The 21,718-nt window shown below is 68.7% G+C and carries 25 protein-coding genes and 1 tRNA gene; 10 read left to right on the top strand and 16 right to left on the bottom strand.

Going from position 1 to position 21,718, the window contains the following annotated elements:
- Nucleotides 1–134: 134 nt before the first annotated feature.
- The gene (locus BLV94_RS27445; protein ID WP_072942774.1) at nucleotides 135–674 is read right to left on the bottom strand and encodes a hypothetical protein; all 540 of its coding nucleotides are present in this window, start codon (nucleotides 672–674) and stop codon (nucleotides 135–137) included.
- 100 nt (nucleotides 675–774) lie between these two features.
- Here BLV94_RS27445 and BLV94_RS27440 point away from each other — a divergent pair, with 100 nt between their 5' ends.
- Both BLV94_RS27440 and BLV94_RS27435 read left to right on the top strand, forming a co-directional pair.
- Nucleotides 775–1,302: a peptidylprolyl isomerase gene (locus tag BLV94_RS27440; RefSeq protein WP_025431550.1), complete on the top strand. Its 528-nt coding sequence runs from the start codon at nucleotides 775–777 to the stop codon at nucleotides 1,300–1,302.
- A 13-nt stretch (nucleotides 1,303–1,315) separates the two neighbouring features.
- Entirely contained in the window at nucleotides 1,316–2,233 is a 918-nt protein-coding gene (locus tag BLV94_RS27435) for a rhomboid family intramembrane serine protease (protein ID WP_072942775.1), read from the top strand.
- On the opposite strand, the gene BLV94_RS27430 is transcribed toward BLV94_RS27435, so the two are convergent.
- Both BLV94_RS27430 and crgA read right to left on the bottom strand, forming a co-directional pair.
- Complete coding sequence (locus BLV94_RS27430) at nucleotides 2,227–2,685, bottom strand: PH domain-containing protein (RefSeq protein ID WP_083395680.1); 459 nt, start codon at nucleotides 2,683–2,685, stop codon at nucleotides 2,227–2,229. The genes BLV94_RS27435 and BLV94_RS27430 overlap by 7 nt on opposite strands.
- A 67-nt stretch (nucleotides 2,686–2,752) precedes the next feature.
- Nucleotides 2,753–3,016: a cell division protein CrgA gene (gene crgA / locus BLV94_RS27425; RefSeq protein ID WP_005249082.1), complete on the bottom strand. Its 264-nt coding sequence runs from the start codon at nucleotides 3,014–3,016 to the stop codon at nucleotides 2,753–2,755.
- A 119-nt stretch (nucleotides 3,017–3,135) separates the two neighbouring features.
- Between crgA and BLV94_RS27420 the strand changes: the two genes are divergently transcribed.
- Both BLV94_RS27420 and BLV94_RS27415 read left to right on the top strand, forming a co-directional pair.
- Nucleotides 3,136–3,837 carry a DUF881 domain-containing protein gene (locus BLV94_RS27420; RefSeq protein WP_072942777.1) on the top strand — a complete coding sequence of 234 codons (702 nt, stop codon included), beginning with the start codon at nucleotides 3,136–3,138 and terminating at the stop codon, nucleotides 3,835–3,837.
- Nucleotides 3,838–3,891: 54 nt separating this feature from the next.
- Nucleotides 3,892–4,545 (top strand): aminodeoxychorismate/anthranilate synthase component II, encoded by a 654-nt coding sequence (locus BLV94_RS27415; RefSeq protein ID WP_072942778.1) that lies wholly within the window; start codon nucleotides 3,892–3,894, stop codon nucleotides 4,543–4,545.
- A 60-nt stretch (nucleotides 4,546–4,605) separates the two neighbouring features.
- Here the strand turns inward: BLV94_RS27415 and pknB are convergent, their stop codons facing one another.
- The 7 genes from pknB to BLV94_RS27375 all read right to left on the bottom strand — a co-directional run bounded on the left by pknB (nucleotide 4,606) and on the right by BLV94_RS27375 (nucleotide 14,354).
- The gene (gene pknB, locus BLV94_RS27410) at nucleotides 4,606–6,525 is read right to left on the bottom strand and encodes a Stk1 family PASTA domain-containing Ser/Thr kinase (protein ID WP_072942779.1); all 1,920 of its coding nucleotides are present in this window, start codon (nucleotides 6,523–6,525) and stop codon (nucleotides 4,606–4,608) included.
- Nucleotides 6,522–7,910 (bottom strand): serine/threonine-protein kinase, encoded by a 1,389-nt coding sequence (locus BLV94_RS27405; protein WP_072942781.1) that lies wholly within the window; start codon nucleotides 7,908–7,910, stop codon nucleotides 6,522–6,524. The genes pknB and BLV94_RS27405 overlap by 4 nt, the downstream gene beginning before the upstream one ends.
- A 2-nt stretch (nucleotides 7,911–7,912) precedes the next feature.
- Nucleotides 7,913–9,400 carry a penicillin-binding transpeptidase domain-containing protein gene (locus BLV94_RS27400; protein WP_072942782.1) on the bottom strand — a complete coding sequence of 496 codons (1,488 nt, stop codon included), beginning with the start codon at nucleotides 9,398–9,400 and terminating at the stop codon, nucleotides 7,913–7,915.
- Entirely contained in the window at nucleotides 9,397–10,851 is a 1,455-nt protein-coding gene (locus BLV94_RS27395) for an FtsW/RodA/SpoVE family cell cycle protein (RefSeq protein ID WP_009476773.1), read from the bottom strand. Before BLV94_RS27395 ends, BLV94_RS27400 begins: the two co-directional genes overlap by 4 nt.
- The gene (locus tag BLV94_RS27390; protein WP_072942784.1) at nucleotides 10,851–12,338 is read right to left on the bottom strand and encodes a PP2C family protein-serine/threonine phosphatase; all 1,488 of its coding nucleotides are present in this window, start codon (nucleotides 12,336–12,338) and stop codon (nucleotides 10,851–10,853) included. The genes BLV94_RS27395 and BLV94_RS27390 overlap by 1 nt, the downstream gene beginning before the upstream one ends.
- Complete coding sequence (locus BLV94_RS27385) at nucleotides 12,335–12,799, bottom strand: FHA domain-containing protein FhaB/FipA (RefSeq protein ID WP_005249074.1); 465 nt, start codon at nucleotides 12,797–12,799, stop codon at nucleotides 12,335–12,337. Before BLV94_RS27385 ends, BLV94_RS27390 begins: the two co-directional genes overlap by 4 nt.
- 256 nt (nucleotides 12,800–13,055) lie before the next feature.
- On the bottom strand, nucleotides 13,056–14,354 hold the full coding sequence (locus BLV94_RS27375) for a DUF3662 and FHA domain-containing protein (protein ID WP_072942786.1): 1,299 nt from the start codon (nucleotides 14,352–14,354) through the stop codon (nucleotides 13,056–13,058).
- A gap of 255 nt (nucleotides 14,355–14,609) precedes the next feature.
- Between BLV94_RS27375 and BLV94_RS27370 the strand changes: the two genes are divergently transcribed.
- Nucleotides 14,610–14,695 (top strand) — tRNA-Leu (locus BLV94_RS27370).
- Between the two features lie 81 nt (nucleotides 14,696–14,776).
- Here BLV94_RS27370 and BLV94_RS27365 read toward each other — a convergent pair.
- Nucleotides 14,777–15,223 carry a hypothetical protein gene (locus BLV94_RS27365; protein ID WP_072942788.1) on the bottom strand — a complete coding sequence of 149 codons (447 nt, stop codon included), beginning with the start codon at nucleotides 15,221–15,223 and terminating at the stop codon, nucleotides 14,777–14,779.
- Nucleotides 15,224–15,495: 272 nt separating this feature from the next.
- Between BLV94_RS27365 and BLV94_RS27360 the strand changes: the two genes are divergently transcribed.
- Genes BLV94_RS27360 through BLV94_RS27345 form a run of 4 tightly spaced genes read left to right on the top strand, consistent with a single transcriptional unit; the run spans nucleotide 15,496 to nucleotide 17,787 of the window.
- The gene (locus BLV94_RS27360) at nucleotides 15,496–15,891 is read left to right on the top strand and encodes a DUF6292 family protein (RefSeq protein WP_072942790.1); all 396 of its coding nucleotides are present in this window, start codon (nucleotides 15,496–15,498) and stop codon (nucleotides 15,889–15,891) included.
- 54 nt (nucleotides 15,892–15,945) lie between these two features.
- Entirely contained in the window at nucleotides 15,946–16,599 is a 654-nt protein-coding gene (locus BLV94_RS27355; RefSeq protein ID WP_072942792.1) for a hypothetical protein, read from the top strand.
- Nucleotides 16,596–17,057: an RDD family protein gene (locus BLV94_RS27350; protein WP_072942794.1), complete on the top strand. Its 462-nt coding sequence runs from the start codon at nucleotides 16,596–16,598 to the stop codon at nucleotides 17,055–17,057. Before BLV94_RS27355 ends, BLV94_RS27350 begins: the two co-directional genes overlap by 4 nt.
- A gap of 46 nt (nucleotides 17,058–17,103) precedes the next feature.
- On the top strand, nucleotides 17,104–17,787 hold the full coding sequence (locus BLV94_RS27345; protein WP_072942796.1) for a helix-turn-helix domain-containing protein: 684 nt from the start codon (nucleotides 17,104–17,106) through the stop codon (nucleotides 17,785–17,787).
- On the opposite strand, the gene BLV94_RS27340 is transcribed toward BLV94_RS27345, so the two are convergent.
- Nucleotides 17,777–18,172 carry a VOC family protein gene (locus tag BLV94_RS27340; RefSeq protein WP_083395937.1) on the bottom strand — a complete coding sequence of 132 codons (396 nt, stop codon included), beginning with the start codon at nucleotides 18,170–18,172 and terminating at the stop codon, nucleotides 17,777–17,779. The two genes, BLV94_RS27345 and BLV94_RS27340, sit on opposite strands and share 11 nt — an antisense overlap.
- 113 nt (nucleotides 18,173–18,285) lie before the next feature.
- Between BLV94_RS27340 and BLV94_RS27335 the strand changes: the two genes are divergently transcribed.
- Nucleotides 18,286–18,681, top strand: a complete 396-nt coding sequence (locus BLV94_RS27335) for an SRPBCC family protein (RefSeq protein ID WP_174705503.1) — start codon at nucleotides 18,286–18,288, stop codon at nucleotides 18,679–18,681.
- Between the two features lie 373 nt (nucleotides 18,682–19,054).
- Here the strand turns inward: BLV94_RS27335 and BLV94_RS27330 are convergent, their stop codons facing one another.
- The 4 genes from BLV94_RS27330 to BLV94_RS52160 form a co-directional block, all read right to left on the bottom strand.
- Nucleotides 19,055–19,831, bottom strand: coding sequence for a hypothetical protein (locus BLV94_RS27330; protein ID WP_072942801.1), 777 nt, complete (start codon nucleotides 19,829–19,831; stop codon nucleotides 19,055–19,057).
- Nucleotides 19,828–20,505, bottom strand: a complete 678-nt coding sequence (locus tag BLV94_RS27325; protein WP_083395679.1) for a DUF8176 domain-containing protein — start codon at nucleotides 20,503–20,505, stop codon at nucleotides 19,828–19,830. Before BLV94_RS27325 ends, BLV94_RS27330 begins: the two co-directional genes overlap by 4 nt.
- Nucleotides 20,506–20,575: 70 nt before the next feature.
- The gene (locus BLV94_RS52165; protein ID WP_279635359.1) at nucleotides 20,576–21,106 is read right to left on the bottom strand and encodes a hypothetical protein; all 531 of its coding nucleotides are present in this window, start codon (nucleotides 21,104–21,106) and stop codon (nucleotides 20,576–20,578) included.
- A gap of 3 nt (nucleotides 21,107–21,109) precedes the next feature.
- Entirely contained in the window at nucleotides 21,110–21,454 is a 345-nt protein-coding gene (locus tag BLV94_RS52160; RefSeq protein WP_279635358.1) for a hypothetical protein, read from the bottom strand.
- Nucleotides 21,455–21,718: the final 264 nt, after the last annotated feature.

Here is a 21,718-nt window from a genome sequence, read left to right as displayed (position 1 = left end):
CTCCTCGGAACGGATCCTCGCGCTGGTGCGCATCTACCAGCGGGATACCCCTGGTACAAGCCGTGAAACGAAGACATGACCGCACGCCAGACGACACCGCACGAGCGCGCGCCCTGCCGGTCGGGGAGGACGGATCAGTTGGCCGCGAGGGGCTTCGTCGCCGTCGGCGGCGTGGCCTCCTGCGTGTCCGCGCTGTCGATATCGCTCAGGTTCGGGGGAGCGGACGCCACCCGCGGCTGCTCCCGGCGGCGGCTCTTGAAGAACACCGCGCCCCCGGCGACAGCGGCACCGATCAGCACGATGATCGCGACGCGACGGCCCTTCCGCGACTTCTTCTCCTCGACCGGCGCAACAGTCGAGGTGAGGGGACGAATGACGTCCTGGGCGACCTCTTTCACCGGTGCGGTCCGGGCGCGTTCGTACCCCTTCTTCGCCAGCGACGCCCCCTGCCTGCCGAGGAACACACTGACCTGCCCGGCGCCGCGGGCCGCGGCGAGCGCAGCCGAGCGCGCGCAGCGCAGGGCCTGATCGACAGCCTCGGATTCCTTGACCCGAACAGCCGAATCCTCGACGTGGGCCAGCGCGGTCTCGACTCGTTCGGACACCTGCTCCTGCAGGTGCTCGGCGCGTTCGGTCGGAAGCAGGTGCGTGAGGGACTCCGTCGCTCGTGTCATGACCCCACTTTGTCACAAGAACCGGCGGCACGAACCGATCCGAAGTACTCGAGTCACGGCGGCGGAACCACGCGGAACCGCACAATGGCAACATGGTGGTGTGACTTCACCTCATCAGACCGCAACCGCAACGCTGCACACCAACCGCGGCGACATCAAGATCGCGCTGTTCGGCAACCACGCGCCCAAGACCGTCGAGAACTTCGTCGGCCTGGCCGACGGTTCGAAGGACTACAGCACCGCCAACGCCGGTGGCACCGACTCCGGACCGTTCTACGACGGCGCCGTCTTCCACCGCGTCATCGACGGATTCATGATCCAGGGTGGCGACCCCACCGGCACCGGCGCCGGCGGCCCGGGCTACAAGTTCGGCGACGAGTTCCACCCGGAACTGCAGTTCGACCGCGCCTACATCCTGGCCATGGCCAACGCGGGCCCGGGAACCAACGGTTCGCAGTTCTTCATCACCACCGGCCCGACGCCGCACCTCAACCGTCGCCACACCATCTTCGGTGAGGTCGTCGACGAGGAGTCGAAGAAGGTCGTCGACGCCATCTCGACCACGGCCACCGATCGCGCGGACCGTCCGCTCGAGCCGGTCGTGATCAACAGCGTCACCATCGCGTAGGGAACCGCAGCACATGACCAACCCCGGCTGGGGCGGTGCCGCGAACGAGGGCACTCCGCCCCAGCCGCGGTGCGTCCGCCACCCCGATCGCCCCACTGCACTGTCGTGCAATCGGTGCGGTCGCCCCGCGTGTCCCGAATGCCTGCGTGAAGCCGCAGTCGGCTACCAGTGCGTCGACTGTGTCGCCGCCGGGCAGCGTGACGTCCGCGCGGTCCGCAACGTCGCAGGCGCCGTGACCACGCAGCGTGCGGTGCCGCTGGTGACGTACATCCTGATGGCCGCGAACGTCGGCATCTTCCTGATCACCGCGGCGCAGTCCCGCAGCATCATGCAGAACCAGGCGGGATCGACGCTCTTCGCCGACTGGGCGCTGTTCCCACCCGCTGTCGTGGACGGTCAGTTCGTCCGCGTGATCGGCAGCGGATTCCTGCACTTCGGTCTCATCCACCTGGCCGTCAACATGTTCGCGCTGTGGATCATCGGCCGCGACACCGAACTGGTCCTCGGCCGCGCCCGCTACGCCTTCGTGTACTTCGCGTCGATCCTCGGCGGTTCCGCCGCGGTGATGCTGTTCCAGCTGCACGCGGTCACCGCGGGTGCGTCGGGCGCCGTCTTCGGGCTGATGGGCGCGCAGGCGGTCATCCTCCTGAGGCTGCGACGCAGTCCGGCGCCGGTGATCTCGGTGATCGCCATCAACGTGATCATCAGCATCACCATCCCCGGCATCTCACTGTGGGGGCATCTCGGCGGCCTGGTCGCCGGAGCCGCGGCCACTGCGGCGATCCTCTACGGGCCTCAGCTGCTGGGCGCCGGGAACAACCGGGAGAAGGCCGTCACCGTCGGCTGGGTCTGCCTCGGCGTCGTGGTGCTGGTGCCGCTCGCCGTCATCGCGGTGCGCACCCTGCAGCTCCGCGCGAGCTTCGGCTACTGACCCCGGCCCACCAGACGGTGCACCGCGAGGGCATCGAACACGTCCTCCGGATTGGTGCCGAGATCCCAGCGGCCGAAGATCAGGAGGCGTTCGGTGCCGTCCTCGGTGCGGACGTCGATCTCGAGCATCGGCACCCGACGGCCCAGCCGTGGGTACCGCACCAGACGCGCCCGGTCGATCTGCGAACGGGTGTACCCGTGGCGGCCCGTCAGCCGGTGCACCACGATGCCGCCGCCCTCCTTGTCGACGGCCAGGCGCGGGCGCTGCCGGAGCGCCGACGCGGCGGTCAGCAGCAGCCCGAGGGCGGCGACGCATACGAGGACACGGCCCGCCGGCTCGATCGACACCGACAGTCCCGCGACCCCCAACACGAGCCCGCCCGCGGCCAGAGCGATCACCGCACCGAGCGGCGTCGACCACTCCAGCGGTGCCTCGTCAGCAGACATCGGCACTCGACCTGCGGCTATCCACAGGCGTTGTCCACATTGGGGATGAATGACATACGTGTAATTGTGATCGTCAACGCCAGCGCATTGTCATGATCAGCCCGACCACCATGAAGCCGAATCCGATGAGGAAGTTGTAGGCACCGAGGTTGTTCATCCACTCGAGCTGGTCGGCGGCCAGGTAGTAGACGAGCAGCCACACCAGGCCGACCAGCATGAACCCGAGCATCACCGAGACGTACAGGGTGCTCGAGGGGCCTGCCTTCACCTTCACCGGGGTGCGGCTCGCAGGGTTGATGGTGTAATCGGTCTTCTTTCGGACCTTCGACTTCGGCATGACGTCCTCGTTCGTGCGGCTCTGCGGGAATGTGGGCAGGTAGATTCGGAAATACCTGCGTGTGTACACGCTAACGTAGCCGCGATTCGCGCGGCGAGGACGAGGGGACGGAAACACCGGTGACCAGGTCGATCTTCTGGCGGATCGCGGTGCTGGTGGTGTGTCTCGTGGCCGGCCTGCTGGTGGCCACCACCCGCCAGGTGTCGCACGGCAACGAGATTCGTGCCGGTGATTCCACCCGGTTGTCCGACCTCGTGCGGAACGCACAGTCCGAGACCGATCAGGTGGCCGAGACCCGCGACAACCTGGCGGCGCAGGTGGAGTCGCTGCAGCAGGACGCGGCGGCGTCCGACAGTGGCGTCGCGCAGGCGCTCGCCGACAGCAAAGCGCTCGCCACCGATGCCGGACTCACACCGATGACCGGCCCCGGTGTCACCGTCACACTCACCGACGCCCCCCGCGACGCGGACGGCAAGTACCCCGTCGACGCGTCGCCGGACGATCTCGTCGTCCACCAGCAGGACGTCCAGAGTGTGCTGAACGCGCTGTGGGTGGGCGGCGCCGAGGCCGTCGGCATGCAGGACCAGCGGATCGTCAACACGTCCGCGCCGCGCTGCATCGGCAACACGCTGCTGCTGCACGGCCGCACCTACAGCCCGCCGTACGTGATGTCGGCGATCGGGGATCCGGCGCGACTGGAGGCGGCACTCGCCAACGAACCCGGAATCCGGGTGTTCAAGCAGTACGCGACGCGATTCGGCCTCGGCTACTCGGAGGCCGCGTCCGGCCAATTGTCCGTGCCCGGGTACGCGGGCCACTGACGTGAACGGTCCCCGGCCGTGCGGGGCTCGGGGCGAGCAGAATACCCTGCTCCCATGAGGATTCTCGTCGTCGACAACTACGACAGCTTCGTGTTCAACCTGGTCCAGTACCTCGGACAGCTGGGAACCCGGGCAGTGGTCTGGCGCAACGACGATCCGAACCTCACCGGGCCCGACGCGATCGCGGCCGCAGCGGCCGAGTTCGACGGCATTCTCCTGAGCCCCGGCCCCGGCACACCGCAGCGCGCCGGAGCGACGATGGACCTGGTCACGGCATGCGCCGCGGCCGGCACGCCGCTACTCGGGGTGTGCCTCGGACACCAGGCGATCGGCGCCGCGTTCGGCGCGACCGTCGACAGGGCGCCCGAACTCCTGCACGGCAAGACCAGCATCGTCCACCACACCGGCGAGGGTGTTCTCGCGGGTCTGCCCGACCCGTTCACCGCCACGCGCTACCACTCGCTGACCGTCCTGGAAGACACCATCCCGGACGAACTCGAGGTCACCGCGCACACCGACAGTGGCATCGTCATGGCGATGCGGCACCGGGAACTGCCGATCCACGGCGTCCAGTTCCACCCGGAGTCGGTGCTCACCGAGGGCGGGCACCGGATGCTTGCCAACTGGCTCACCGTCTGCGGCGACGCCCCCAAGGAATCCCTCGTCGCCACCCTCGAAGCCGAGGTCGCGCAGGCATTGGGCGCATAGCACCCGTGAGTGGTTGACGAGTCCAGAGACTCCTCAACCACGCACGGGCGGCGGAGCCGCCTACCGCGGGATGCCGAGCGCGCCGACACCGACCGAGACGACAGCGTTCTTGGTGATTTCCGATCCCGGCGGCTGTTCCTGGCTGATGATCTTGCCGACCATCTCCGGGTCCAGCGTGGACGTCTGCGTCTGATTCAGCGAGGCCGACGACCCGCTCCAGCCGGCGCTGCGCAGCTCTGCGAGTGCCTGCGACACCGTCTTGCCCGTCAGGTCGGGCATCTCGATGTTGTTGCCGTTCGACACCCGGATCTGGATGGTGTCGCCCTTGGCGGCGGTGGAGCCGCCGACGGGATCGGTGGAGACGACCTGTCCCTTGGGCACACCGGAATCGATGTTCTGGATCTGCACCTTGAAGCCGGCGCCCTCGATGTTCGCCTGCGCGACCTCGACCTTCTGGCCGGTGACGTCGGGGATGCGGATCTGCTCGGGTCCGGTGCCCAGCGTGACGGCGACCTCGGAGTCGAGGGAGATGCTCGCGCCGGAGGACGGGTTCTGCTGGATCACCTTGTCGACGTCGGAGGCGTCGGACGGTGCGCGGGCGACGGCGGTGTCGAGCCGCAGACCGACCGCGTTCAGTTCCTGCTGGGCTTCCTGCTGGGTCAGACCCGCGAGCCGCGGGACCTTCACCTGTTCGGGGCCCGACGACACCTCGAGGGTGATCGTGCTGCCCTCGTCCACCTGCACACCGCCGACGGGCCGGGTGGTGATGACGTTGCCGGTCGCCACGACGGCGTCGGGTTTCTGCTGACGGGAGACGCGGAAGCCGAGGTTCTGCAGCGTGGTCTCGGCGTCGTCGGCCGCCTGGTTCGTGACGTCCGGCATGGTCACCTGATCAGCCTTCGAGCCCGGGCCCACGGACCACAGGAACGCGCCGACGATGCCGACGACGATGAGGGCGCCCAGCGCCATCAGTGCCAGCCGCATCGGGTTCTTCTTCTTGTCGGGTTCGCCGCCGTCCGTCTTCGTCGCCGTCGCCTGGGTGGCGGTCTGCGGACGCCGGTAGTGTCCGGCGCCGGAGTCGACGGCACCGAGGATCGTGGTGCGGTCCTCGTCGCTCATGACCATCGGCGCGCTGGGGCGCTGCCCGCCGAGAACCCGGACCAGGTCGCTGCGCATGTCCGCGGCGGTCTGGTAGCGGTTGGCGGGGTTCTTGCTCATCGCCTTGAGGATCACCGAGTCGAGCTCACGCGGAATGTCCGGGTTGACCACGGACGGCGTCTGCGGGTCCTCCCGCACGTGCTGGTACGCGACCGCGACCGGGGAATCACCCTTGAACGGGGGTTCGCCGGTGAGGATCTCGAACAGCACGCAACCGAGCGAGTACACGTCCGACCGGGCGTCGACCTGCTCGCCGCGCGCCTGCTCGGGCGAGAGGTACTGGGCGGTGCCGATCACGGCGGCCGTCTGCGTCATGGGGCTGGACGCGTCGGAGATCGCCCGCGCGATGCCGAAGTCCATCACCTTCACCGCGCCCGCACGGTTGATCATCACGTTGGCGGGCTTCACGTCACGGTGCACGATGCCGTTTCGGTGGCTGAAGTCGAGCGCCGCGCACACGTCCGAAATGACTTCCATCGCCCGGCGCGGCGCCATCGGACCCTCGCCGCGCACGATGTCCCGCAACGTGTCGCCGTCGACGTACTCCATCACGATGTACGGCAGCGGTCCCGCGTCGGTTTCCGCCTCGCCGGTGTCGTAGACGGCCACGATCGCCGGATGGTTCAGCGCCGCCGCGTTCTGCGCCTCGCGGCGGAACCGCAGGTAGAACGTGGGGTCGCGGGCCAGGTCGGCACGCAGGACCTTGATCGCGACATCGCGGCTGAGCCGGACGTCCCGGGCGAGGTGGACCTCGGACATGCCACCGAAGCCGAGAATCTCACCCAGCTCGTAGCGTGAGGAGAGGTTGCGCGGTGTCGTCATGGCTGTCCTTGTGGGGTCGGAGTAGTTGACTCCTCCGACGTGGTCGTCGTGGTCGTCGTCGTGGGTGCGGTGGTGGTCGTGGTGGTAGTCGTCGTCGGCTCTGTCGTCGTCGTGGTCGGCGGCTGGGTGGTGGTCGTCGTGGTCGGCGGCGGCGGGGTGGTCGTCGTCGTGTACGTCGGCTCGGTGGTGTACGTCTCTTCCTCGGTCGTCGTCGTGGTCGTCGGCCGCGGTGTCGTCGTGATCGTCCGCAGCGAGGATGTGATCGCAGGCGACGTCGGGTCCTTCGTGTCACCACCGTCGAACAGGACGAGTGCGAGCGCGATGATCGCCGCCAGCAGGATCAAACCACCTGCACCCCAGGCCACGGCCTTCTGGCCGCTGGTCAACCCGCCTTTCTTGCCGTCACCGTTCGCGTCGTCCGGCGGCACCTGCCCGGTGACCGGTCCCGCGTACGCGGTCTGCGAAGGCGGCATCATCTGGGTCGCACCGGTCATCGGCGGGGGCAGCACCCGCGCCGCCCCCGTGCCCGACACACCCGGCGGCGGAGGCCGCCTGCCGGCCCGGACCGCCGCGACCGCGTCGGCGAACTCTCCGCCGCTGGCGTAGCGGGTGCTCGGATCCTTCGCGATCGTGATGTCGATGAGCTCGCGGATGTTCGGCGGCAGGTCGTTCGGCAACGGTGCCGGCGCCTCCTGCACGTGCTTCATCGCCACCGTGATGGCCCCGTCGCCGATGAACGGGCGCCGTCCCGACAGCGCTTCGTAGCCGACGATGCCGAGAGAGTACACGTCGCTGGCCGCGGTCGCGTCCTGGCCGAGCGCCTGCTCGGGGGCGATGTACTGGGCGGTGCCCATCACCATGCCGGTGCGCGTGACCGGCGAGTTCTCCACGGCCTTGGCGATGCCGAAGTCGGTGATCTTCACCTGACCGGTGGGGGTGATCAGGATGTTGCCCGGTTTCACGTCGCGGTGCACGACTCCGGCGTCGTGCGCCACCTGCAGCGCCCGCCCGGTCTGCTCGAGCATGTCCAGTGCGTGCGGCACCGCGAGACGGCCCACCCGCGCGAGGACGGCGTTGAGCGGCTCACCGTTGACGAGTTCCATCACCAGGTAGGCGGTGGAGTCGCCAGTGGCGTCGCGGACCTCGCCGTAGTCGTAGATCCCGGCGATGCCGGAATGGTTCAGCTGCGCGGTGGTGCGCGCCTCGAAGCGGAACCGTTCGACGAACTCCGGGTCGGAAGAGAACTCGGACTTCAGAACCTTCACCGCGACACGACGGTTGAGCCGGTTGTCGGTCGCTTCCCAGACCTGTCCCATTCCGCCCGTGGCGATGAGCCGGATCAGGCGGTATCGATTGGCGATCAGCGCGCCGTTGTTCAGTGCCACAATCAGCCCCCTTGTAGTCCGGCTGCGATGACGGCACGGCCGATAGGTGCAGCCACCGAGCCGCCGGTTGCGGCCAGTGCACGATCTCCGCCGTCCTCGACGATGACCGCGATGGCCACGGTCGGGTTCTGGGCGGGTGCGAATCCGATGTACCAGGCGTGGGGCGGGGTGTTCCGTGGGTCGGTTCCGTGCTCGGCGGTGCCCGTCTTGGACGCGATCTGGACGCCCGGGATCTTGCCCTCGCCGCTGGTGTTGTTCTCGGAACCGATCATCAGATCGGTCAGGGTAGCCGCCACCTGGGACGACATCGCCTGGCCTTCGGACACCGGGTTGGTGGTCGCGAGGTTGGACAGGTCCGGGCCCTGCAGTTCCGACACCAGCTGTGGTTGCATGCGCACTCCACCGTTGGCGACGGTAGCCGCGATCATCGCGTTCTGCAGCGGGGTGAGCGCCACGTCACGCTGGCCGATGCTGCTCTGGCCGAGCGCGGCGTCGTCGGGGATCGACCCGATGGTGCTGTCGGCGACGGGGAACGGGACGCCGGGCATCTGCCCGCCGATGCCGAGTGCACTGGCCTGGTCGCCGACTGCGTCGGCTCCGGTCTTGATACCGAGTTCGACGAACGCCGTGTTGCAGGACCGCGCGAACGCCTCCCGCAGCGACGCGGTGGGTGCGCCGCCACACGTGGAGCCGTTGTAGTTCTCGAGCGTCGTCGACGTGCCGGGAAGGGTGATCTGCGGGGCCGCGGTCAGCTGGGTGTCGGGGGTGGTTCCGGCGGCGAGCGCGGCGGCGGTGACCACCACCTTGAACGTGGAACCGGGCGGGTACGTCTGCGACACCGCGCGGTTGATCAGCGGCTTCTCCGGGTCGGCGTTCAGGGCCTCCCACGCCTGCGTCGTCTCGGTGCCGTCGTGGCTAGCGAGCGAGTTGGGGTCGTAGCTCGGGGTGCTCACCATCGTGAGGATGCGTCCGGTGCTCGGCTCGATCGCCACGACCGAACCGGTGTAGCCCTTCGCGGTCAGTTCGTCGTACGCCACCTGCTGCATCACCGGGTTGATGGTGCTCACCACGTTGCCGCCGCGCGGGTCGCGTCCGGACACGAGGTCGAAGAAGCGACGCCCGAACAGCCGGTTGTCGGAACCGTTGAGGACCGGGTCCTCGGACCGCTCGAGTCCGGTGCTGCCGTACTGCATGGAGTAGAAACCGGTGACCGGTGCGTTGGCCAGCGGGCTCGACGGCGCCGCCGGGTTCGGCGGGTAGGTGCGCAGGTACTTGTAGCGGTCGTCGGTCGGCACGGATGCCGCGAGCACCTGCCCGGCGGCCGAGATCTGGCCGCGCTGACGCGAGTACTCGTCGAGCAGCACGCGCGAGTTCCGCGGATCGGCCCGCAGGTTGTCCGCCTTGATGACCTGGACGTAGGTGGCGTTGGCGAGGAGGGCGACCACCATCACCATGACGGCGATCGCGACACGACGCAGCGGTGTGTTCATGAGCGCGGCACCATCTCGGTCGGGGCGTCGGCGATGGGTGCGGGGCCCTTCTTCTTCGGGACGGCCGGCTCACGGGCAGCGTCGGAGATCTTGATGAGGATCGCGAGCAGGAGGTAGTTGGCGAGCAGGGACGACCCACCGTACGACATGAACGGCGTGGTCAGACCGGTGAGGGGGATCAGTTTGGTGACGCCGCCGACCACCACGAACACCTGCACCGCGATCGTGAACGACAGACCGGCGGCGAGGAGCTTGCCGAAGCTGTCGCGGACGGCGAGTGCGGTGCGCAGGCCGCGGATGACGAGGATCAGGAACAGCATCAGGACGGCGGCGAGACCGATGAGTCCGAGTTCCTCGCCGATCGTCGCGACGATGAAGTCGGTCTTCGCGAACGGCACCTGGGCGGGCCTGCCGCTGCCGAGCCCCGTCCCCGCGACGCCACCGGTCGCGAGCCCGAACAGCGACTGCGAGATCTGGTAGCCGGTGTTGTTGTAGTCGGCCAGCGGGTCGAGCCAGGTGCTGACCCGGACCCGGACGTGGCCGAACAACTGGTACGCGAAGAAGAAACCGATGCCGAGCAGTCCGACACCGATGAGCAGCCATCCGACGCGTTCGGTGGCGATGTAGAGCATCACGAGCACGGTGCTGAACAGCAGCAGCGACGTGCCGAGGTCCTTCTCCAGCACCAGCACACCCACCGACACCATCCACGCGACGAGGATGGGCCCGAGGTCGCGGGCACGGGGAAGGTCGATGCCGAACACGTGCTTGCCCGCGGTGGTGAACAGGTCGCGCTTCGCGACGAGGACGGAGGCGAAGAAGATGATCAGAAGGATCTTCGCGAACTCGCCGGGCTGAATGCTGAAGCCGGGGAGGCGGATCCAGATCTTCGCGCCGTTCACCTCGGAGAAGCTCGACGGCAGGATCGCCGGGATGGCGAGGAACACCAGTCCGGCGAGGCCCAGGGTGTAGCTGTAGCGGGCGAGGAGGCGGTAGTCCTTGAGCAGCACCAGCACGGCCACGAAACCGGCGATGGCCAGCGTCGTCCACAGCACCTGCTGGTTGGCGTCCGGCGACGGGACGGGCAGCCCGAAGTAGGCGGCGGACTGTGCGTCGGCGAGGTCGAGCCGGTGGATCAGCACCAGGCCGAGTCCGTTGAGCAGCGCGACGATCGGCAGGATCAGGGGGTCGGCGTACGGCGCGAACCGGCGCACCGCGAGATGCGCGATCAGGAACAGCGCCGAGTAGGCGGCGGCGTACTTGGCGAGGTCCCAGGTGATGCTCTGTTCCTGGCTGGCCTCCACCAGCACCAGCGAGATCGTGGTGATCAGGATCGCGAAACCGATCAGGATCAGCTCGGTGCCCCGGCGCGTCGACTGCACGGGGGCTGGCGCGAACCCGCCGGGTGGACTGGGAAACTGCGCCCCCGGTGATGCACTTGCGACCGACATCAGCTAGCCGTCCTGCAGTTCTGACCGGGAACCTGGGTCACGGTCGGCGCCGGGGTGGCGGTCGGGGTCTGGGGTGCAGGTGTCTCCGGTGCCGGCAACGCTGCCGGGGGAGCGGGAGCGGGTGCGGGCGCGGGCGCCGTGGTCTCCGGGACGGGCGCGGGTGCCGGCGTCGGAACTGGACTCGGTGCCGGGGTGGTCGTCGTCGTGGTGGCCGACTCCGACTCGCAGACCGGAAGCAGATCGTTCTGCGCGAGCCGCGTCATCTGGTTGCGGACGTCGTCGAGCTTGCCCGAGGGCAGCCCGGCACGCACCTGTTCACGGGCGGACGGCTGGAGGTCGTCGACCTCGAGGATGGTGCACCCGTTCGGTGCCTCGGTGGGCGACATCAACGTCAGGTCGCCGGAGTCGCTGACACAGCCGACCAGGTTCGCCTCCTGTAGCGAGTAACCGAGCACCGAACCGGGAACTCCGCGCAGCACGGTGACGCGTTCGCCGTCGGCGCCGACGTAGTAGTTGTTGCGGACCAGAGCCCGCCCCACGAAGGCAGCGACGGCGACCACGACGATCAGACCGAGCGCGAGCGCAGCCCACCACATGCGGTGACGCTTCTTCTTCGTCGGCGGTTCCTCGACCTGCGGGACCACCCGCTTCGGCGTCGCACGCGGCGGACGCATCGCCGCGGCACGTCCCGCAGCCGTGTTGGGTGGCGGCGCGTCCTCCTCGTCGTCGGCGGAGGCGGCACCGGCCACGATGGGATGACTCTGCCCGTAGTCGAGGTCGATGACGTCGGCGACGACGACCGTCACGTTGTCCGGGCCGCCGCTGCGCAGGGCGAGTTCGATGAGCCGGTCGGCGCACTCGTCCTGCGAGCCCTCCCGCATCGTGTTCTCGATGGTCTCGTCGCTGACCACGTCCGACAGTCCGTCGGAGCACAGCAGATAGCGGTCGCCGGCGCGGGCCTCGCGGACCGTCAGCGTCGGTTCGATCTCGTTGCCGGTGAGGGCGCGCATGATGAGCGAGCGCTGCGGGTGGGTGTGCGCCTGCTCGGCGGTGATCCGGCCCTCGTCGACCAGCGACTGCACGAACGTGTCGTCCCGGGTGATCTGTGCGAGGGAGTCGTCGCGGAGCAGGTAGGCGCGGGAGTCGCCGATGTGGACCAGCCCGAGCTTGTTGCCGGAGAACAGGATTGCGGTGAGCGTGGTGCCCATGCCGTCGAGTTCGGGGTCTTCCTCGACGTGATCGGCGATGGTGTCGTTGCCCTCGCGGGTGGCGGCCTCCAGCTTGCCGAGCAGGTCTTCGCCGGGCTCGTCGTCGTCGAGATGCGCGAGGGCCGCGATCATCAACTGCGACGCGACCTCACCGGCCGCGTGACCGCCCATGCCGTCCGCGAGCGCCAGCAGGCGGGCCCCGGCGTACACCGAATCTTCGTTGTTGGAACGGACGAGGCCACGATCGCTGCGGGCGGCATAGCGGAGTACGAGGGTCACGGGCGCAACTCGATTACCGTTTTGCCGACCCGTACGGGGGTACCGAGCGGCACGCGGACAGATGTGGTGACCTTGGCGCGATCCAGGTACGTGCCGTTGGTCGAGCCGAGGTCTTCGACGTACCAGTCGGCGCCTCGCGGGGAGAGCCGAGCGTGGCGGGTGGATGCGTAGTCGTCGGTGAGGACGAGCGTGGAGTCGTCGGCCCGGCCGATGAGGACGGGCTGAGTGCCGAGAGTGATGCGCGTGCCGGCGAGGCCGCCCTGCGTCACCACCAGATACTTGGCCGTCTTCGTCTTCCCCAGCGACGGCAGAACATTGCCGCTGCGCGAATATCGGGGCGGCACACGGACGCCGGAGCCGGCGTAGATGTCGCCACGCAACGCCCGCAGGACGGTCCAGACGAACAGCCACAGCAGGAGCAGGAAACCTGCTCGTGTGAGTTGCAGAATCAAACCTTGCACGGCAGTCCACCTCCTTCTGTGGCCGGAACAGTCGAGATTCCGGCGTCTTTTTCTCGCAGCATCATAGGGGCAACCCGCACCCTGCGATCAGGATACGGACAGCCCACAACGATACGGAGTCCCCACCGTGTTACGTCCGACACGGGCTCCGACGCGATGTCGGTCCAGTATCGAAGCCGTCTCGGTTGTGTCTCGGCGAGGGAGTTCGGGTTCGGGTCTCGGCGATGTGTCTTCGGGGTCCCAACTCGGTGGAGCCTCAGAGGATTCGGACCAGGATCTCCGAATGACCCGCCCGGATGATGTCTCCGTCGGCCAGCTGCCAGTCCTGCACCGGCGCACCGTTGACGGTGGTGCCGTTGGTCGAGCCCAGGTCGGACAGCATCGCCACCTGACCGTCCCAGCGAATGTCGATGTGGCGGCGCGACACACCGGTGTCGGGCAGGCGGAACTGTGCCTCCTGGCCGCGGCCGATGATGTTGTTGCCCTCACGCAGCTGGAAGTGGCGTCCGCTGCCGTCCTCGAGCTGCAGGGTCGCCGTGAACGTGTGCCCGTCCGGTGCGTACGCCTGCTGGCCGTAGCCGCCCTGGTCGTAGTCGGCGTACCCCTGCTGGTCGTACTGCTGCTGGTCGTAGCCACCCTGCTGGTAGCCGCCGCGGTCGTAACCCTGGTCGTAGCCCTGCGGCTGCTGGTAGCCGGCGTCGGCGTAGGAGCCGTCCGGGTAGCGCGCGGGAGCCTGCTGGTCGTAGCCGCCCTGGTAGTCCTGCTGGTAGCCGCCCTGCTGGTAGTCGTAACCGGCGTCCGCGGGCTGCTCGTAACCGGGGGCCTGCGCGCCCTGGTCGTATGCCTGACCGTAGGCCTGATCCTGGGGGTACCCGCCGCGCTGGTCGTCGGGGTACTGCTGCTGGTCGTAGCCGCCCTGCTGGTAGCCGCCGCGGTCGTAACCGTTCTGGTAGCCCTGCGGGTACCGCTGGTCCTGACCCGCATGGGCATGACCGTTGCGCGCGTACTGCGGGTCGGGATTGCGGTTGCCCGCTGGTTCGCGGCTGGGGTCGTAGCCTGAGTTCTGCGTCATGGGGCCAGCTCCTGGATTCGACGTGACGGGTACAAACGGTGCCTGTGGTCGCGGTGCGGGACCGCGTGGCGGTTCGGGTCGCCCCGGCGTGGCCGCACCCTGGCGGCCGGCGTCCGGATCCACCGAACCCCGGGTGCGGAACTGCCCGGTGTGCAGTGACGGCGACGGTTCGAACGCGACATGAATGGGACCATACGTCTGCCAGCCCTGGTCGCGAATGAAGTCTTCGAGGTGTCGGGCGAAGGCCTTGACCGTCAACTCGCGGTCGGCGGCAAGTTCTTCGTGGTCCGAGTTGTTGATGGCGATGACATAGCTGTTCGGCGCGAGCAGGTGCCCACCGTCCAGTTGCTGGATCCGGTCGGAGGCTTCCTGCTGAAGCGCGGCCTCCACCTCCTGCGGCACCACACCACCGCCGAAGACCCGGGCGAACGCGTCACCCACGGCTCCCTGGAGCTTCCGCTCGAAACGTTGAACTATCCCCATCGGAACCTCCTCACGGTGCCTGTCGGTCGGGCCTTCTGTCCTCGGTGCGCGGCAGCCGTGACAAGACACGTCCGTGTCGCGCCACTGCCATGCGTGGATCCCACGGTACTGTCATTGCCTCGAGCCATGACACGGGTCTACGCCCTTGCATGATATCGGTCTTTGCCTGGACGGGTGTTTTTGTCGCCGTTTCGGGTCCTGACCTGTACGAATCGTGATTTCTGGCGACCTCGTGTTAATGTTTCCGGGTCGCTCGGGCGAGTGGCGGAATGGCAGACGCGCTGGCTTCAGGTGCCAGTGTCCTTCGGGACGTGGGGGTTCAAGTCCCCCTTCGCCCACCACAGGCGATTCTTCGGAATCGCGAGAACGAGGCCACGAACTCCACGGAGTTCGTGGCCTCGTTTCGTTGGCCGTACCGGTGCCTACTGGGGGCGGATCGGATTGCAGGCGACGCTGACGTACGTGACGATCCCTTCTTGCAGTCCGCAGGTCGTGTAGGCGCCCGTCGAGACGCCGACCTCCCACCACGGGGCGCCGTAACCGGCGACGCACGATCCGGTGGACGGTGTCCCGGCCGGAACCCACACGCCGTCGCGGCGGTAGCCCTGGATCCAGGGAATGTGCGACACACCTCCGGGGCCGGGAATCGCCCGCGGCGTCAGGCCGAAGCACTCGACCGTCCCGATGTGCACGGCGGTCCTGCCGGCGGGCACGTCCTGCGCCGTGCAGTGCGAGGTGCCGGACGTGGGCGTGGTGGCGGTGTGACAGTCGGCCGTGGGTTCGGCCTGGGCGGGTGCGGCGCTGACGGTGACCACCGTCGCGGCGACGGCGGCCGCTCCGGCGAGAATCGTGAGGAACCTGTGGGTCATCGACTACTCCTTCGGGTCCGTACGTTGCTCTTGTCGGTACGGCACCGGAATCCGTTAGCCGACGGGCCCGCCGGGGTGGTGTCATCCCCACCCCAGGGTGCCTACCCGGGTGGTCGGCGCAGCCCGACGATGGAGTGGAAGCCACGTCGCGACCCTCCGGCCCATCCGGACCGAACCCGTCCCCCCGGCGGTTCGTGACGAATGACTCGAGTGTGAACCTGCCGTCCGGCTTCTTCCGCTCGGTTTCTGCGAACGTCGAGAGTGGGTTGTAGATGAGCATCAGCCAGGTCCGGGCCACCAGCTCGGCGAATGTCGGTGAGTACGTCGGTTCCGTCGCGACGATGGTGGAGGCCCTGTCGGTCGACTGGTGGTTCACCCCAGCGTTCGACGTGGTTGTGACCCTTTCCAGCGAGATCCCCTACTACCGCGGCCGGAAGGCGGTCCTGGCCTGGAACCGTCACTTCGGGTGGTCGCTCGGGGTCCACGGACTCTCGCAGGGCAACGTTCTGGTGGTCGAGGCGCTCGGGTTGGGACCGGCCCCGGATCCCGCACTGTGCTCGGATCGGGTCGCCGAGATGCTCACCGAACTCGCCGGCTGGGCCCCTCAGCGGGCGTCCGGACAGCCCGCCCCGCGAATCGTGCACGGCCCCGGCGCTCCTCGCGGGTGACCCAGTTCGCGGGAACCCGTGCGGCCCCGGCGTCGACCGGCTTGGATAGCGAATATGGACGGCAGGAGAGCCCCCGATCCGCTGCACCTCGCGGTCGGCGCCGCCGCGAGCGCCGGCGGCGCGCTGCAGCGCGTGATCGGATTCGGCATCGACACGGCGCGACGCCTGCCGGGAGTCGACCCCGTTCTGGTCACCCTCGAGGAACGCGGCACCGAGACACTCCGCGGCGCCGACGAACTCGCGGACCGGGTGCTGCACGCGGTGCTGCGGAAGGTCGTGCAGGTCGCTCTTCAGGAGGTGGACCTCACGACGATCGTGCGTGATCACGTCGACCTCGACGTCGTCGCCGAGGGAATCGACATCCAGCGGATCATCGACCGGGTGGACGTGGACGCGATCGCCGCCCGGGTCGACATTCCGCAGATCCTCGATCGCGTCGACATCGACGCCGTCGCCGCGCGGGTCGACGTGGATGCGATCGTCGACCGCGTCGATGTGGATTCCGTCATCGGACGCGTCGACCTGGTCGTGCTCGCCGACACCGTGATCGAGGGCGTCGACCTCCCGCGCATCATCCGTGAATCGACCGACTCGATGTCCAACGAGGCGGTCCGCGGGGTGCGCACCCAGGGCATGCAGGCCGACGACGCCGTCGCCGGGTTCGTCGGCAAGTTGTTCGGGCGCGGGCACGAACCGGACGATGCATGAGCGCCCCGGCGCATCGCGCCGCCGGGATCGTCACCCGGGGTCTGGCCTGCGGCATCGATCTGGCGATCGTCATGGCCGTGATGGGCGGAATCTACGTGGGCGCACTGTTCGTGCGGTTGCTGTTCTCCCCGCAGGAGTTCACGTTTCCCGACGCCAGTGCCCTGCTCTCCGTCAGCATGTTCATCGGCGTGGCCGTGCTGTACCTGACCGCGTGCTGGGCGGTGAGCGGCCGCACCGTCGGCGCCGTGATCATGGGGCTGCGGGTGGTCAGCCGCAACGGTGAACTGATCGGCTGGCTGCGCGCCCTTCTCCGCGCGGTGCTGTGCGTGATGTTCGGGTTCGGGTTGCTGTGGGCGGCTGTCGACGGCCGGCGCCGGTCGCTGCAGGACATTCTGCTGCGGACCGCCGTCGTCTACGACTGGGAGCCGGATCTGCACGTCGGCGAGCCGGGCGCCTGACCGCGCACCCCGGCAGATTGTCGTAGGGGCTGCCTAGCATGGGGTCATGTATACGGAGCGGCGGTCGGTGTTTCCCGGCGCCGTCGTGTGGCAGAAGACGGCGGCCGGCGGTGAGGCGGCGATCCTGCCGGACGGCTGCATGGACCTCATCTGGATGAACGGCGACGTCGTCGTGGCCGGCCCGGACTCCCGCCCGTATCTCACTCGCAGCCGAGCGGGCGACCACTACGTCGGGTTACGTTGTTCCCCGGGCACTCTGCCGGATCTTCTCGGAACCCCGGCCGAGGAGTTGATCAATCAGCGGGTGCCGCTCGGCGACGTGCTGAGCGACCGCGCCACCGCAGAATTCCTCGGCAGGATCGCCGACGCCGCCGACCCCGGCCGGGCACTCGAGGAGTTCGCGCGGTCACGCCGGCTCCTCGGGCCGCCGTCGGACGGCAGAATCTCCGTGGTCGTGCGACTTCTGCAGCAGCAGGCCTCCGTCCGCGACGTCGCGGACGGAATCGGTGTCGGCGAGCGTCAACTGCACCGCCTGTGCCGACGGCAGTTCGGTTACGGGCCGAAGATGCTGGCCCGGATCCTCCGGTTGCAGTCGGCGGTCGGGCTGGCGGGGTCGGCCATTCCCGCTGCGCAGGCGGCCGGCATGGCCGGGTTCGCCGACCAGGCCCACCTGATCCGGGAGGCCCAGGAGTTGACGGGCCGCACCTTCGGTCAGCTCGTCACGGCGTGAGCGCGGCGAAGAGGTCGACGGAGTTGCCGTCGGGATCGTCGACGGTGGCGTAGCGCTGCCCCCACGGTGCGTCCCACGGCTTCTTCTTGCCGTTGTACCCGGCGCCCGTGATCTCGTCGAAGAGATTGTCGACGCCGGCAGCGGTCTCGCAGTCGAAGGCGAGCGCGATCCGATGCCCGCCGGAAGGTTCGGTCCAGTCGGGGGTGAACGAGTGGATGGTCTCGATCGTGTCCCACAGCAGGCGGACCCCACCCGGAAGTTCGAATTCGACGTGCGGCGCCTGATCGGCGTCGGCGGGAATGTCGAGTCCGAGCCGCCGGTAGAACGCGAGCGACGTGGGCAGGTCGCGGACGACCAGTTCGATGGCACTGAATGTTGCGGTCATGTCCAGAACGCTAACGATCTCGGGCGGACCCGCATTGAAGGTTTCGGACATCGCGCACCCGGGGGTCCGATTTCTTCAATCATCCGGGTCGTGCAGCGGGGATGCTGGGAGTCATGACCACCGAATCAACCCATGTCAGTGTGTTCATCGCCCGGACCGCCGCCGACGTGTACGCGTACGCGAGCGACCCCGCCAACCTCCCCGCCTGGGCGGCCGGCCTCAGCAGCACCATCACCCGCGACGGCGACCGCTGGCTCGCCGACTCCCCGATGGGCCAGGTCGCCGTGACCTTCGCGCCTGCCAACGACTACGGCATCCTCGACCACGACGTCACCCTCCCCGGCGGCGACACCGTCTACAACCCCGTCCGCGTCATCCCCGACGGCGACCACAGCGAAGTCGTCTTCACCATCCGGCGACGCGACGGCGTGAGCGCCGAAGAATTCGCGCAGGACGCCGCAACCGTCACCGCCGACCTCCAGAAGCTGAAGGAATTGCTGGAGGCATGAGGCGGTCGCGCTGTAGTCGCTTGTTGTTGCGTTTGCACACCGATTAGCCAGAATCTCACGCAATTGCGGGCGCAAATGGCAAATTCGTGTGCGGATGTCTCGCGCGGCTCAGCTCGAACCGAATGGAATCACTTGGCGGTGAGACTGGCGCGCATCTGAGCGAGAGGGACCTCTGTCGATCGCTCGACGTCGAGTTCGTCCTCGATGGTAACCGCTTGGTTTTGCATGTCGATCAGCATGTTGAAGGCATTTAGTGCGATTTCGCGAGTTGAATTCGGCCCGGGATGAGGAGCAGCGCCGAACGGGTTCCCCCAAGACAGCCCCCTGATGTCGAATGTCCTCCCGGCCCGGAAGGGTACTGGACGTGCCGCGCTCAGACTCGTTCCTTACGACCTTCGGCCACGGCCGTTGCCGCTGCGGCGACGCGCTGGTACGCCGCCCGGGTTTCGGGTGCGAGCTTGCCGTGTTCGATGACGATTCCCATGCCGAGGTGTTCGTCGTAGGGGATGGTCTCGACGCCCCATACCTGTCCGCCCAGGTATTCGCGGAGGAGGTCGAGATCCACCTGCCAACCGGTGGAGTCTTGATTGGACACGGTGACGACGGTGCGGGCGAGTCCGGGTTCGCCGAGCGTGTCACCGATCGACTGCAGTGCGGACCGGAGGCGGTTGAACGCGTCGGCCCGGCACGGCACGACGAGGACGATGGGCGACGGGGTGGCCAGCAGCGGCGCGAGGTACGCGGCACGCAACCGGTGGCCGAGATCGTGGACGGCACTCACCCTGCGAGCACGCAGTGCCACTGTGAGAGTGTGGAGTTCACGGTCGGCCGCGATCTGATTCCCGATGCGGTTCAGGATGCGGGTCCCGGCGCTCGTGCGGGAGCAGTATCCGTCGAACACGTCGTCCGCGACGGGGCCTGCGGCGGCGGACGCCACCAGCTGCTCCAGGCCACTCACCGACAGCACGGCGTCGGCGCCGCGTTCGGCGACATCGCCGCCCGCGGGAGTCGCGTCGACGGCGACGACCGCACCGCCGCGGGCCGCCTCGGTGTTGGCGAGCCCGAGCGTCGTCGTGGTGGCGCCTGCTCCTCCGCACGCCCCGAGAACCAGGGTCGACACCGGAAGTGCTTGCTGCAGTGGGTCGGTCACTTCGCGTCTCCAATGGATGTGATGTACGTGCGACCGTCGCGGTCCGCGGTGGTCACGACCTGCTCGTACCGTTTCGTCGACCCGTCCGGTCGCAGTTCCGACAGCGTCACCGCGTAGTGGCCGGGTTCGGTTTCGGTGATGGAGAGGCAGTGCTCGGTGCCTTCGGGCAGCAGCGAGTCGATGCCGCCCTGGATGGTCTCGGCGGACCCCAGCGGCGCGTCGGGAGCGACCACCTCGCGGGCCTTCGCGCCGCTTCGTGCGACGTAGTAGGCGTGATCGAAGGCCAGGATCGCGGCGACGCCGTCGGAGGTCCCGCCGGGACCGTTGCCGACCACCGTCGCACCGTCGCGGGATGCGGTGCACCATCCTGCGGCGACCGGGTTTCCGCGCGCGTCACCGGAAGTCGAGGTGAACACGGCGACCCCACCGGCGACGACGGCGATCACCGCTGCGGCGGCTCCGGCGACCGCGAGTTTCCGCTTGCCGCGACCGTCCCGGACGGGCGGGGTGGGATCGGGTTCGTCGCCCGGCGCCAGCCATGTCGGCGCGGGGGGAGGGGGCAGCTGTTCGGGTTCGGGCTCCGCGACGGGAACCGTCGGTGCCGCGGCCGACGGGAAGGGCGGGTACCAGTGCGAGAAGCGGTCGAGGGCTGCCCTGTTCGGCGGTTCTGTCACAGTTGAATCCTCCACACCTCATTCCCCCGCGCGGAGCCCACCCCTGACGGCTCCGCGCGGGGGAATCGGATCACACGTGCAGCGTCGCCTGGCTGCGCACGTTCACGCCGCCGATCGTGGTGGTCGCCGGACCGCTGTCGGTCGACTGCAGCTGCGGGAGCTGCGGTGCGGGCAGGGACGCGATCGTCTGCACCAGCTGCCCGAACGCCGGGGACCGGTCGGCGGCGTCCGCGATCACGGCGGCGACTTGTGTGACGTCGACGGGTGCCGACCAGTTCGTCGGGTGCTCGGCGTTGGAGTCGGCCGAGAACGCGGAGACGGTGGCGGCGGTCGGCGAGGACGGGTCGACGGCGACGCCCGCGGTGCCGGTGGCGTCACCGACGCGCCAACCGATGGTCCCGACGTACCCCTCGGGGTTGCCGTACTGGCGGCCGTTGACGGCCACCGGCACCGCGCCGACCAGCGTGTCGGCGGCCGCGTTCACCTCGACCACCGGCTTCGGCACGGGCAGGGCGGGGGCGACGGGTGCCTGGTGCGACTTCGGCATGTCGTCGGGGTCGATCCACACGGTCGCGGGCTGGGCGGCCTGCTCGGCGGGCACGGATTACGCCGCGGGTGCCGGTTCCGCCGGAGCCTCGCCCTGTGCCAGGTCGGGTGCTGCGGGGGCGGCCGTCTCGGCGCCCGGGACCGCCAGCGGGGCCTGCGGGGGAGCGGGCGGCGTCGTGGCCGGGGCCGCCGGGTCGGTGACACCCGGCTGGGACGTGCCGGGCGGTGTGGACGGGACCGTCACGCCGGGTTGCGATGTGGTGGGCGGCGTCGAGGGATCGGTGACGCCAGGCTGCGACGTCGACGGCGCTGTGGCCGGAGCGGCGTGTGCCGTCGCGGCCCCGAGCAGAGCGGCGGCGGACACCGAGATCGCGGCGGCCAGAGCGTGCATGCGGATTCTCAAGTCGTGACTCCTGAAGTCGAACGGACATGGTTGATCGAACGGACTGGCGCTGACGAAGCAAACGCAAGAGAGATGCAGATCAGAGGCACCGAAAGAGGGAAGCGAGCACAGCAGAATGCCTCCACCGACACGGTGGATGTGTTGTTTCCCCGATGAGATCCGTCCGTGCTGCCGGCGCACTGCCGCAGCCGTCGTTCACCGCCCCCATGACCGCCCCCGGTTCTTTCTCTTCCCCCTACCGCGGCAAAGTACCAGACGGGCAAC

Origin of the sequence: Rhodococcus koreensis, assembly GCF_900105905.1 — a bacterium.
Taxonomy (GTDB): domain Bacteria; phylum Actinomycetota; class Actinomycetes; order Mycobacteriales; family Mycobacteriaceae; genus Rhodococcus_F; species Rhodococcus_F koreensis.
The sequence above is the reverse complement of the archived record's forward strand: the minus strand, read 5'-3'. Positions and strand labels throughout refer to the sequence as shown.

Bases quoted from the DNA above. Each gene is read 5' to 3' on its own strand.
- BLV94_RS27340 (WP_083395937.1), bottom strand. From the start codon at position 18,172: ATGACCGCAACATTCAGTGCCATCGAACTGGTCGTCCGCGACCTGCCC.
- BLV94_RS27435 (WP_072942775.1), top strand. From the start codon at position 1,316: ATGACCAACCCCGGCTGGGGCGGTGCCGCGAACGAGGGCACTCCGCCC.
- BLV94_RS27350 (WP_072942794.1), top strand. From the start codon at position 16,596: ATGAGCGCCCCGGCGCATCGCGCCGCCGGGATCGTCACCCGGGGTCTG.
- pknB (WP_072942779.1), bottom strand. From the start codon at position 6,525: ATGACGACACCGCGCAACCTCTCCTCACGCTACGAGCTGGGTGAGATT.
- BLV94_RS27445 (WP_072942774.1), bottom strand. From the start codon at position 674: ATGACACGAGCGACGGAGTCCCTCACGCACCTGCTTCCGACCGAACGC.
- BLV94_RS27345 (WP_072942796.1), top strand. From the start codon at position 17,104: ATGTATACGGAGCGGCGGTCGGTGTTTCCCGGCGCCGTCGTGTGGCAG.
- BLV94_RS27365 (WP_072942788.1), bottom strand. From the start codon at position 15,223: ATGACCCACAGGTTCCTCACGATTCTCGCCGGAGCGGCCGCCGTCGCC.
- BLV94_RS27415 (WP_072942778.1), top strand. From the start codon at position 3,892: ATGAGGATTCTCGTCGTCGACAACTACGACAGCTTCGTGTTCAACCTG.
- BLV94_RS27395 (WP_009476773.1), bottom strand. From the start codon at position 10,851: ATGTCGGTCGCAAGTGCATCACCGGGGGCGCAGTTTCCCAGTCCACCC.
- BLV94_RS27375 (WP_072942786.1), bottom strand. From the start codon at position 14,354: ATGGGGATAGTTCAACGTTTCGAGCGGAAGCTCCAGGGAGCCGTGGGT.
- BLV94_RS27400 (WP_072942782.1), bottom strand. From the start codon at position 9,400: ATGAACACACCGCTGCGTCGTGTCGCGATCGCCGTCATGGTGATGGTG.
- BLV94_RS27355 (WP_072942792.1), top strand. From the start codon at position 15,946: ATGGACGGCAGGAGAGCCCCCGATCCGCTGCACCTCGCGGTCGGCGCC.
- BLV94_RS27360 (WP_072942790.1), top strand. From the start codon at position 15,496: ATGAGCATCAGCCAGGTCCGGGCCACCAGCTCGGCGAATGTCGGTGAG.
- BLV94_RS27335 (WP_174705503.1), top strand. From the start codon at position 18,286: ATGACCACCGAATCAACCCATGTCAGTGTGTTCATCGCCCGGACCGCC.
- crgA (WP_005249082.1), bottom strand. From the start codon at position 3,016: ATGCCGAAGTCGAAGGTCCGAAAGAAGACCGATTACACCATCAACCCT.